This window comes from Bacillus sp. RZ2MS9 (assembly GCF_001816185.2).
GTDB classification, from domain to species: domain Bacteria; phylum Bacillota; class Bacilli; order Bacillales; family Bacillaceae_G; genus Bacillus_A; species Bacillus_A cereus.
On the sequence record NZ_CP049978.1, the window covers coordinates 3276762 to 3288853 of the forward strand.

The window sequence follows — 12092 nt, forward strand, 5'->3', positions numbered from 1 at the left end:
AATGTTATTGTGATAAACGCTTCGCGCGATCAATTTTCCCTTTTTTAAAAGTGAATGACACTTTCTTCTCTTGCTGTTTTCACGTAGTAAGACTACAAACTCAGTATCCACTTTAAACGATGAAGTTACTTAGGATTTGTCTTCTCATGAAAAACAACTTTCGGAAAGCACCTTCACTTTCATAACATTATAATTTAGGCGCTTTCGCCCAATCAGCAGCAAATTTCTCAATACCTTGGTCTGTTAATGGGTGCATAGCAAGTTGTTCAATTACTTTATAAGGGATTGTTGCAATGTGAGCACCTGCCATCGCTACACGAGTTACATGATCTGGATGTCTAACAGAAGCCGCAATAATTTGTGTATCTAGTTGATGAACATCGAATAATTCAGCAATTTTAGCAACTAATAGTACACCATCTTCAGAAATATCATCTAAACGTCCTAAAAATGGAGAAACGTACGTTGCACCTGCTCGAGCAGCTAAAAGTGCTTGGTTCACCGTGAAAATAAGTGTAACATTCGTTTTCACACCTTTTTCAGTAAGGTAGCGACAAGCTTCTAATCCTGCTAACGTCATCGGAAGTTTAATTGTAACTTTTTCATCGCCACCGTTAATTTTAATCAGTTCTTCTGCTTGGGCGATCATCTCTTCAGCTGTAACAGCATCTGGCGTTACTTCTGCCGAAACAGATTCAACTTTAGGAACTGCCTGACAAATTTCTGCAATACGGTCTTCAAATTTAATGCCCTCTTTTGCTACTAAAGAAGGATTCGTTGTAACACCAGCTAAAACTCCAAGTTTATATGCTTTTTTTATATCCTCAAGATTTGCAGTATCAATAAAAAATTTCATGATTAATTCCCTCCAGTTTTTAAACGTTGATGAGTTACATGTTTAATATGCTTATCCCGTAAAAGCCCGATTTGTGTGGAATGAAGCCCCTACTTATTAAAGTTTCACTTTATTTCTTTTCTACTGCATGTCCGCCAAATTCATTGCGCAGAGCTGCTACAACTTTTCCTGTAAATGTATCATTGTCTAATGAGCGGTAGCGCATTAATAGAGACATTGCAATAACAGGAGTTGCTGTTTGAAGGTCTAATGCTGTTTCTACTGTCCATTTTCCTTCACCAGAAGAATGCATAACACCCTTAATCTCATCCAGTTTTGCATCTTTAGAAAATGCATTTTCTGTTAATTCCATTAACCAAGAACGAATCACTGAACCGTTGTTCCATACTCTTGATACTTTTTCATAATCGTAGTCAAATTCACTTTTTTCTAGAATCTCAAATCCTTCACCAATAGCAGCCATCATACCGTATTCAATTCCGTTATGAACCATTTTTAAGAAGTGACCACTACCAGCTTTTCCAGCATATAAGAATCCATTTTCTACAGCAGTATCGCGGAAGATAGGTTCAACGATGTCCCAAGCTTCTTGATCTCCTCCGATCATGTAACAAGCACCATTACGAGCGCCTTCCATTCCACCAGAAGTTCCTGCATCCATAAAGTGAATGCCATCTTTCTTTAATTGCTCATATCGGCGGATAGACTCTTTATAATGTGAATTACCAGCTTCAATTAAAATATCTCCTTTTGATAAAAGTGGTGTAACCTCATCAATAACAGAATCAACAACAGCGTGTGGTACCATTACCCAAAGAATTCTTGGTGATTGTAATGACTGAACAAGTTCACTTAAACTAGATGTACCTGTTGCCCCGTACTCTTTCATTTCTTCTACTGCGCTCGTATTTAAATCAAATGCTACTACTTCATGTTTATGATCCATTAAATTTTTCCCTAAATTTAATCCCATTTTACCTAACCCAATTAATCCTACTTGCATAATATAATTCCTCCTCAAATCATCTTTTATTAAAAATCCATATCACTACAATCTGGAATACCTTTCAGCACTGAAATTTTAATATGTACAGAAAGGTATTCACAGTCATAGCTTAAGAATTCAACACATTTTTTGTAATTTGAACAACATTTTCTGTCGTAAATCCAAATAGATTCATGACTTCAGCTCCAGTACCTGAAGCTCCAAATGTTTCAATTGATATTACTTTTCCTTCTTGTCCTACATAACGTTCCCAACCAAGAGATACACCCATTTCAAGAGATACTCGTTTCGTTATAGAAGACGGAAGAACGGATTCTTTATATTCGTTCGATTGGCGATCGAATAACTCCCAGCTCGGCATTGCAACGATGCGAACAGAAACTTGATCTTCTTCTAATTTTGCTTTCGCACTAGCAGCTAAGGATACTTCAGAACCTGTCGCAATTAAAATCACATCCGGATTTTCATTTGTTTGTGTTAATACGTAAGCTCCTTTAGAGAAATTCTCTATGTTCGCTTTCGTTTCATTAAACACCGGTAAATTTTGACGACTCAGTACTAAAACGACTGGACCATCCGTTTGCTGTAAAGCATACGCCCAAGCACTTGCTGTTTCATTTGCATCTGACGGGCGGATAACTGTTAAACCAGGAATTGCTCGAAGAGCTGCCAATTGTTCAATTGGTTCATGCGTTGGACCATCTTCTCCTACAGCAATCGAATCATGTGTAAATACGTAAGTAACAGGTAACTTTTGCAGTGCAGCCAGTCGAATGGACGGACGAAGATAATCATTAAATACAAAGAATGTACTTACGAAAGGTTTTACTCCTCCATGAAGCGCCAATCCATTCGCTGCAGCGCCCATTGCATGTTCACGTACACCGAAATATATATTTCGTCCAGCATACGATTCTACTGCATATACTGCTTCACCTTTTATATCTGTCATCGTAGAATGAGAAAGATCCGCACTTCCACCGAAAATAGAAGGAATCGATTTCACATAATGATTAATAGCTTCCCCACTTGCAACACGAGTAGAAATTGTTTTTTCAGTATCAAAGGATAGAATGTCTTTCGCTTCAATTAAAACCTCACCTGTAATCGCTTTTTCTAATTCATCTGCCAGTGTAGGATTCGCTTCTCTGTATAAGTTGAACTGCGCATTCCAGTCATTGTCTTTTTCAATACCTTTTTGTTTTAGTTCATTAAAATGAGCTTTTACTTCTTCAGGTACAAAGAAATCTTCCTCATAATCCCAACCATACACTTGTTTTGTCGCTGTCGCTTCTTCTACTCCAAGCGGATTACCATGTGCTTTGTTCGTTCCAGCAACTTTTGGACTTCCATAACCTATAATGGTTCTAATTTCTATAAGAGTAGGTTGATCCGTATTTTCTTTCGCTGATTGAATAGCTTTTGTAATCGCATCAACATCGTTTCCATCTTCAACTCTTACATATTGCCAATGTACAGATTCTGCCCTTTTCTGAATATCTTCAGAGAAAGCAATGCCTAATTCACCATCAAGTGAAATTTCATTTGAATCATACAGTACAATTAACTTGCCAAGTTTCATATGTCCTGCCATTGACATCGCTTCATAAGCGACACCCTCCATTAAGTCACCATCTCCGACTAAAGCATACGTATTGTGATCTATAATAGAGTGACCATCCTTATTAAACTTCGCTGCTAAATGAGCTTCTGCCATTGCCATTCCTACAGCATTAGCAATCCCTTGTCCTAACGGGCCTGTAGTCGCTTCAACTCCAGGAGTATGCCCAAACTCAGGATGTCCAGGTGTTTTACTATTTAACTTTCTGAAATTTTTCAAGTCATCAATTGAAACGTCATATCCAGCTAAATGAAGTAGGCTATATAACAGACTAGATCCATGTCCCGCCGATAAAACGAAACGATCACGGTTAAACCATTCTGGGTGATTAGGATTGTAATTTAAATGATTCGCCCATAATGCATAAGCCATTGGTGCTGCTCCCATCGGAAGACCTGGATGACCTGAGTTTGCCGCATTAATAGCATCAATCGATAACGTACGAAGTGTATTCACTGCTAATTGATTTATGTTTTGTGTCATAGTAATCGTCCCCCTAAATGCTTTCATTAAAGAAAGTACTTATTTTTCCGTCTCTTGATCTAACCACCATTTAAATCCACTTTCTTGTAACAGTTCATTAGACGCTTCTGGACCATATGAACCAGACTCATATTCATGAAGCGGTAATAAGTTTTCCTCGAACGCTTCAAGAATTGGTTGTACCCATTCCCATGACAATTCAACTTCTCTCCAATGTGCAAAGAATGTAGCGTCTCCACTCACAGCATCATGAATGAGTCTTTCATACGCTTCAGGTACTCCCACATCCGCTTGCTCACAAGTAAAGTTAATACGCATCGGTTCAATTTCTCCATTTTTCAATGGATTTTTACTGTTTAACTGTAATGAAACGTTCTCACCTGGGCTAATTTCAATTATTAATAAGTTAGGTGCTGCATTTGGATTATTATCTTGATATTGCTGTTTTAACGTATTTTTAAATTCGATTACAATACGAGTAGACTTTTCTTTCATTCGTTTGCCTGTTCGTATATAGAAGGGAACGCCAGTCCAAAATGGATTATCGATCCACAGGCGAGCAGCAACAAATGTGTCTATGTTAGAAGAAGGATTTACTCCTGGCTCCTCTTTGTATGCTACAACTTGCCCGCCTTTTATCTCACCTGCAGCGTATTGTCCGCGAATGATATGGCTTTGAACGTCTTCTTTTTTCACTTTACGAAGCGTTTCCATTACCTTTCGCTTTTCCTCTCGAATTTCACATGCATTAACCTTTTCCGGCAGATTCATAGCAGTCATCATTAATATTTGTAACATATGATTTTGAACCATATCTCGAATGGCCCCTGCCTGGTCATAATATCCTGCCCTTTCTTCAACCCCAACTGTTTCACTCGCTGTGATTTGTACATTCGCTATATGTTCTTTATTCCAAATTGATTGGAGAACAGGATTTGCAAATTCTAATGCTTCAAGATTTTGAATCATCGGTTTACCTAAATAATGATCGATACGGTATATCTCGTCTTCTTCAAACGTGCGACTAAGCTTATCGTTAAGCTCACGAGCAGATGTAAGGTCGTGCCCGAATGGTTTCTCAATCATCAGACGTTTCCATCCATCCGTTTTATCAAGTCCGCTTTCCTTAATATTTAAAGCAATGGTCTCGAAAAATTCAGGAGCAACGGAAAGATAGAACATTCTATTCCCTTTTATATGTAATTCTTCTTCCCTTTCACGAACGACTTGTAATAACCTCTCATAGTCTTCCGGCTTACTCACATCTAATGGACAATAGCGAAAATTATCTAAAAAACCTTCGAGTTCCGGAGTACCTTCTTCTCTATGACGGGAAAACGTCTCTATTGATTCTTTTATTCTTTCTTGAAAATCTACATGAGATACTTGACGTCTCCCAAGCCCGATAACGGATATTTGCTTTGGAAGCTTTTGATCTCTATATAAATTATATAGTGCTGGGTAAATTTTGCGTTTTGCTAAGTCCCCTGTCGCTCCAAATAAAACAAAGGTCATTGATTCCAATTTCAGTCCCCCTCTTGTTGTATAATCCTTGTCAATATTTTAAAAATGAATTGTACAGAAGCTCATGTTTTATAAAAACAAAGAGTTATCAAATCCCAATTCTTTTTATACCTTTCGCTTTTTAATTGTCCCCAATATTAATAGTGGCAATTCAAAGCATTTCTACCACAACTTACTTATTTATAGAATTTAACGAAACATTTTATATCAGATTACTTTTAGTAATTAAATAATCTTATGTCTAATATATTAACCACATAAATTATTATCGTCAATAAAAATGTCTTGAATTACATACGATTTATTTCGTAATACTTTTCTAAGTGTATTCCTAGTTACCATTCATTTTCAAAGATAATGATCGTTATAATAAATATCATTTTCATCAAAATATTCAATTAATTTAACACTAAACTCACGAGCAGACGTTACATTATAACCAAAAGGCTTCTCTATAATAAGACGATTTAATCCTTTTGTAGCTCACAATCCACTTTCTTTCCTTCATTCATATAAATCTATACTTTTCATATTTCTACTCAAAATTGATAGGCAATACTGTAACACCACATTGTTGCCTATTGTAATCGTTATAACTTTCTTTGTGCTACGAGTGTTATTATAAATCGGCCATAACATGAATAGCAGTACGTACTTTAAAGTGATGTAGGCACTTTAAAATACCTATACTAAGTGAGTAATAATAAACATAATGAATAAATCATGCTGCAAAAATAACATCTACCCTTTCTTCAAAAAGCTTTACAGTAGTTTTTAGAAGTACGTTACATTATTTCATTTCATGCACTTTCCCCTTCTCTATATAAAATTCTCACTAACAAAATTCAAAATATTATACTTATTTTTCGTACTTTGCTATGCTATAACCACAAACAGGAGGTATAAACTATGAAAGCACAAATTATCCATTCTTTTGGGGATTCATCTGTATTTCAATTAGAAGAAGTTTCAAAACCGAAACTTTTACCAGGTCATGTTCTAATCGATGTAAAAGCAACAAGTGTAAATCCAATCGATACAAAAATGCGTAGTGGGGCCGTTTCAGCCGTCGCTCCTGAGTTTCCAGCTATATTACACGGCGATGTAGCTGGTATTGTTATTGAAGTAGGAGAAGGTGTTTCGAAATTCAAATCAGGGGATAAAGTATACGGATGTGCCGGAGGTTTTAAAGAAACTGGAGGTGCACTTGCAGAATTTATGCTTGCTGATGCACGATTAATTGCTCACAAACCTAATAATTTAACAATGGAAGAAGCTGCTGCTCTACCATTAGTTGCAATTACAGCTTGGGAATCTTTATTTGATCGTGCAAATATTAAACCTGGTCAAAATGTTCTCATTCATGGAGCTACTGGTGGCGTAGGACACGTAGCCATTCAACTAGCTAAATGGGCAGGCGCTAAAGTTTTTACAACAGCTTCTCAGCAAAACAAAATGGAAATAGCCCATCGTTTAGGAGCCGATATAGCTATTAATTATAAAGAAGAATCTGTTCAAGAATATGTACAAAAACATACGAACGGAAACGGATTTGAAGTTATATTTGATACAGTAGGCGGCAAGAATCTTGATCATTCTTTTGAAGCTGCTGCGGTCAATGGAACTGTCGTAACTATTGCAGCTCGTTCAACCCATGACCTCTCTCCTTTACACGCAAAAGGACTCTCTCTGCACGTTACTTTTATGGCATTAAAAATATTACATACAGATAAGCGTAATGATTGCGGAGAAATCTTAACGAAAATAACGCAAATTGTAGAAGAAGGAAAACTTCGTCCATTGCTAGATTCTAAATCTTTTACGTTTGATGAAGTTGCACAAGCACATGAATATTTGGAGTCAAATAAAGCAATAGGTAAAATAGTTTTGAAAAACGTTTGGTAACTTTCACTAAATAAAATGTTTGTTGTTGGGAAATAACAGCGAGATCGCTTCGCCTTATCTTTTTCTTAAGAGGCGTGCCACAACCTTAAAAGCTTTCCATCCTTTACAACAAGTAAAAAAATAACAGCTAAATTTTGAGGTGGGGGTCTTACTGCCCAGCAAATAGCGGGATAACATTCAAAAAAACCTTGCAGAAAAATTCTACAAGGTTTTTGTCTATAAATACAAATTAATCACTATATTAAAATGAAAGAGTTTGTAATTCATCACAATAATATTAAATATACGCTGCTTTAAAGGCTTGTTGGACAGCTTGTACTTCTAATGAGTCTTTACCATATAAGTTCGTTGCTACACGAATACAAGCTTCTTTTAATTCTTTAAAATCAGAAGTCATATTTAATTCATCCGTATTTGCATAATAGAAAATATCAAACATTTTATCTTCTCCAATGCCATGTACGTTTACTCCATTATGGCTTCCACCACTAGCAATCAAGTAAGCTACTTTATTAATAATGCTAGAGTTCGTGTGTACACCACCATGATCGTGGTCAGCATCAATAGGTAAGTTATTATAATGCCTATAATCCTCTGGATATCTAGAAGAGATAGATGATGGGTTTTTCATATCTCTAAAAATACGACCTGATTGTTCTCCCATTGTCCAATTGAACTTTCCGTTATTGGCATACTTTTCAACGGCTACTCCTAAAATATCAGATAACGCTTCATTAATTGCACCAGCTTCTCCTGCGTACTCAAGTCCAGACTCATTTCTTGTAACCGCGTGTGTAAATTCATGTCCTGCCACATCAAATGCTCTAACAATTGGATCTCCGTATACTAGCATAGCGCCATTACTAAATGCATTAAACCACTGCTTAGGATTTCCTTTATTCGTACCATTTGTGTTCCAACCATGAACGACAGAAATTACTTTTTGTCCGTTATTATCAAAGCTGTTACGGCCATATTTTTCTTGATAAAAATCATATACTTTCGTTGCTAAATAATGGGCACTAACTGCTTTAGGATCTGTAAAATTTGTAGAATTACTTGTTACTAAATCATCGAGATAACCCCATACATTTCTTCTATAATTATTATAATCTTTATAATTAGCAGTATATGTTTCAATTCCCTTACCACGAGAATAATCTGCAAGCATGTACGTTCCATCACTTCTTTGTGTAATTCCAAACGTACGATTAATACCTAAGTCATCTTTTCCTGTACCTGTTAATTTTGAAGGATCTGTTGATTTATTTGATGTCGCAGATTGGACAATACTACTCTCTACTTGTATACCCAATTTTTGAACGAGTTCTTTTAATAGATTACCACCAAAAGCATCAATTAATACTGTACCGGATACATATTCAGGTGTAGATGCACTAAAAGTAATTTGATATGCGTTTGTAGCTTTATTTGTATTTTCATCTACATATACCACTTGTTTAATTTCTGGTTCTTCGATAAATGTTAGATCATTTCCATAGATGTTGAAAAGCTGTTTCTTTGCATCCTCTTCTGATAGAGTAATAGGTTGTTTCAAATCTTCCTGTTGTTGTAAATTTTGGGCACTATCTCCCGAAACGCTCGTAAGTACACCATCATCATTAATATGTGCTGTTAGTTGATATCCGTATACATCACGTCCTTCATACGTTTGTTGAAGACGTACCAATGTAGTACCATCATAAGATTTACGACTTTGCGTAACATTATAATTAACTTTGGATTCCGTATTAACTTGCTTTGATGATAATGCTTGTTCTGTTTTTCCTTTTAGTGCATCTTTTGCTACATTTTCTGCCGAATTTTGAGAAGGTGCTGTTAAATTACCTGTTCGGAACGTATCTTCCTTTGTTTCCACTTTTAAATCTTCTGTTTCCGCATGTACTCCTCCATAAGGCATAATCGCCGATAACACCACTCCTGTAGTTAAACCTACCTTTACGAAATTATTCATATTTTTACTCCTTTATAATCGTATTATTAAATTAAATAAATGTATTTTAGAATTTTAAGCATAGATAAAAAATTTTAACTATAGCCAATCGTTTTTACATACCTCTACATACATAGGTTAATAGATTGTTTTGCTACTTTTTTAGATTCAATTCATTTCTCAAAAATTATTCATTATATAAGCTATCTTTATATTTATTCATATACGTTATTTTTTGTGGTTCTGATAACATATTTATTGCCATCCACACATTCTTTTTCATTTCTAATTTTTGCATTGGTATCTCTTTTAAAAACTGATTACCTATAATCGCTTCCATTTCTTCATCAATTCTTTGTATAAGATTTTCTTCTGGATTATTTTGCAAAGAAGTATTTTTCAATCCCCATTTTGTTATTATAAATTCATTCGTTTTATTCATAGGATTAATAATAGTAGCTTTACTAGTTAATCGTTTTTTTATTTCATCATGATAGATTTTAATTCTATATCCCTCTTTTAGTGGAATGATATCTTTTACAATTGTTACATTTGTTCCTTCCATTTCCTTCGTATAAATTTTTTCACCTTTTTCATTAAAGACCTCTATCGATGCATATTTTTCACCTGCATAATAGCTATGAGGCGTTTTAGTAGTAACCGTAAAAATAGCTCGATTTTGCTCTAAGTCTGTATTTAATACGGCAAACTGGTCATCTCCTAATCCTAGGAATTGAATCGTTTCATTTACCAACTTACTCACTTTCATTTCGTTAATATCAACCTTTAGACTATTATCTTTTTCTTTTACATAGGCATAATACGAACTGAAATGGTACATACTATTCGTTTTCCCACCTGAAATTTCAACCGTATACACTCCATTTGGTACGTCTTGTAAATTGATATCTGGTGTTTCAATTGTTTTCTCTTGAATAACTGTATTCCCTTCTTTTAATTTAATTTTTCCTCCTCTTAATGTATCTATTTCATTTGTATTTAAATGGATATGCAAATTCCCTTTTAACCCAAGTGGAGCAATTTGCTGATTCGTAACTATTTCGAAGTTGGAGTTTATCGGAATATCAGGATCAACTATAGCTCTTGCTTTCGCTAATTGTGATTCAGGCACTATATAAGCTAAAGAAGTAACAGCCGGAAAACCTTTCGCCCTATTCATCTCTATTTGTTTATGATTAAGCTTAAAGCCCCATCTTTCAAAAACAGGTGTAAAATCAACTTGTCCATTCTCACTATAATACTGATTCATTAAATCTGGTAAAGAATGGTCACCTTTTTTGAAAGCAGCATTGCTAGCTAGTTTTCGATAACCTTGATACATTTTTGCAAATGCTTCATCGCCAGCTTTTTGTTTCGCCATCGTTAAAAGAATAAGTTTTTGTCGTAAATCTAAATCATCATAATTTTTATTTTCTTTCATTAAAGCATTATATAAATTCCGTTCTACCTGTTCCTTTTTCCCGAAATTAAACAACCAACCAAGTTGATCTGCTTTTTTGCCGTATTTACTATATTGATATTGAACACCAAATAGATTATTAGAAACTTCTCCTGTAAATATTCCTTGATTATCAAAACCAGCTTGGTATCCATGAGCGATTTCATGTAAAGTTCCCCAACTTAGTTTATCTAACCACATCTTTGTACTATCTGTACTATTCGCTGTCCAATTTGTGCCATAATAGGCACCGCCAGCACCAGATATATCTGCTTTTAAGAAATAACGATTTTGACTTTTTTTATTTTCAAACGTTGAGCCATCTAAACCAATAATTGAATCATACATCACAAAAATATCTTCATAATACGCAATTAACTCATCCAACGATTGAAAATCTTTTAAAGATCTTACTAACTCTTTATCTTTTTTAGGTACAAATAATTGAAAACTCTCCCCTTGAAGTAACGCATACTCTCCATCAAATTGATCCCATGTACTAAAAAATTGAGATACACTTCCTTGTTGTTTATAAATGGGAAGGGGTTTAGTAGCACTTTCATTCCCTACTTGGTACTCAAGTACAGCGTGCTCTTCACCATACGGAGTATCTATGAAAGGAACTAAAGACGTATCACCTTGGATAGTAACCCATTCATTTCCTACTTGTATGGATTTTTCATTTTTTGAGTCATTAGACAATAAACGTAATGTTAATTTGTCTTTAAAATTAGGATTTGTTTGTCTTACCTTTAATGGTGTATTTCTCTTCAAAATAAATCCTAAATCTTGTCGATCATGATATTTCCCCTTACTTATGCCCGCCTGAAATATCCAAGTAGGCTCTTCTAAACTAGTAATTTTTTTTGCATTTATTCGTTCATCAGCATGTAAGTGTATATTTCCTATGAGGAAAAACATTGTATACATTAGGCCTATAACAAGTAACCTTTTCATTTGCATATCTCCTTCTCTATTTTTTTATATACAAAATACAATAAAGCCCTCCTTCTTCACTTATAATTGTCGTCAATAAGTTACTTATCAGTGTAATTATTATAGTTACATTAACTCGTGATTATCAATCATTAAATGTATGTAATTTTGCATATATGAATATTTTGTGATAAATTCCAAAATATCGTATAATTATCAATATTTTTTCAGACATTATTCAATAAAAAAAACACGAAGACTCTTAAGTCTTCATGTTTTTTATACATGTTATTACACTTGTGATTGAATTAATTACTAAAATCTTTTTAATCGTAAAAAATCAATTAT

The 12092-nt window shown here is 34.7% G+C and carries 7 protein-coding genes and 1 pseudogene; 1 reads left to right on the top strand and 7 read right to left on the bottom strand.

Going from position 1 to position 12092, the window contains the following annotated elements; genetic code table 11:
* Positions 1-187: 187 nt before the first annotated feature.
* The 5 genes and pseudogenes from fsa to BHV55_RS16750 all read right to left on the bottom strand — a co-directional run.
* Positions 188-856: a fructose-6-phosphate aldolase gene (gene fsa, locus BHV55_RS16730; protein ID WP_000667676.1), complete on the bottom strand. Its 669-nt coding sequence runs from the start codon at positions 854-856 to the stop codon at positions 188-190.
* Between the two features lie 109 nt (positions 857-965).
* Positions 966-1859, bottom strand: a complete 894-nt coding sequence (gene gnd, locus BHV55_RS16735) for a phosphogluconate dehydrogenase (NAD(+)-dependent, decarboxylating) (RefSeq protein WP_001195925.1) — start codon at positions 1857-1859, stop codon at positions 966-968.
* 112 nt (positions 1860-1971) lie between these two features.
* Positions 1972-3966 (bottom strand): transketolase, encoded by a 1995-nt coding sequence (tkt, locus tag BHV55_RS16740; RefSeq protein ID WP_069605303.1) that lies wholly within the window; start codon positions 3964-3966, stop codon positions 1972-1974.
* 39 nt (positions 3967-4005) lie between these two features.
* On the bottom strand, positions 4006-5490 hold the full coding sequence (gene zwf / locus BHV55_RS16745) for a glucose-6-phosphate dehydrogenase (protein WP_000445362.1): 1485 nt from the start codon (positions 5488-5490) through the stop codon (positions 4006-4008).
* A gap of 348 nt (positions 5491-5838) precedes the next feature.
* Positions 5839-5991, bottom strand: a pseudogene (locus BHV55_RS16750) (glucose-6-phosphate dehydrogenase); the annotation flags it as partial.
* Positions 5992-6399: 408 nt separating this feature from the next.
* Between BHV55_RS16750 and BHV55_RS16755 the strand changes: the two are divergent.
* On the top strand, positions 6400-7395 hold the full coding sequence (locus tag BHV55_RS16755) for a zinc-dependent alcohol dehydrogenase family protein (protein ID WP_000647254.1): 996 nt from the start codon (positions 6400-6402) through the stop codon (positions 7393-7395).
* 277 nt (positions 7396-7672) lie between these two features.
* On the opposite strand, the gene BHV55_RS16760 is transcribed toward BHV55_RS16755, so the two are convergent.
* Both BHV55_RS16760 and BHV55_RS16765 read right to left on the bottom strand, forming a co-directional pair.
* Positions 7673-9370, bottom strand: coding sequence for a M4 family metallopeptidase (locus tag BHV55_RS16760; protein WP_001058955.1), 1698 nt, complete (start codon positions 9368-9370; stop codon positions 7673-7675).
* A gap of 166 nt (positions 9371-9536) precedes the next feature.
* A complete protein-coding gene (locus BHV55_RS16765) occupies positions 9537-11765 on the bottom strand; it encodes a putative mucin/carbohydrate-binding domain-containing protein (protein ID WP_070756812.1) in 2229 nt (742 codons plus the stop codon).
* Between the last annotated feature and the right edge of the window lie 327 nt (positions 11766-12092).

What these genes read in the sequence shown, in the direction of transcription:
- fsa (WP_000667676.1), bottom strand. Translation starts at nt 856, where the DNA reads ATGAAATTTTTTATTGATACTGCAAATCTTGAGGATATAAAAAAAGCA.
- gnd (WP_001195925.1), bottom strand. Translation starts at nt 1,859, where the DNA reads ATGCAAGTAGGATTAATTGGGTTAGGTAAAATGGGATTAAATTTAGGG.
- tkt (WP_069605303.1), bottom strand. Translation starts at nt 3,966, where the DNA reads ATGACACAAAACATAAATCAATTAGCAGTGAATACACTTCGTACGTTA.
- BHV55_RS16755 (WP_000647254.1), top strand. Translation starts at nt 6,400, where the DNA reads ATGAAAGCACAAATTATCCATTCTTTTGGGGATTCATCTGTATTTCAA.
- BHV55_RS16760 (WP_001058955.1), bottom strand. Translation starts at nt 9,370, where the DNA reads ATGAATAATTTCGTAAAGGTAGGTTTAACTACAGGAGTGGTGTTATCG.
- BHV55_RS16765 (WP_070756812.1), bottom strand. Translation starts at nt 11,765, where the DNA reads ATGAAAAGGTTACTTGTTATAGGCCTAATGTATACAATGTTTTTCCTC.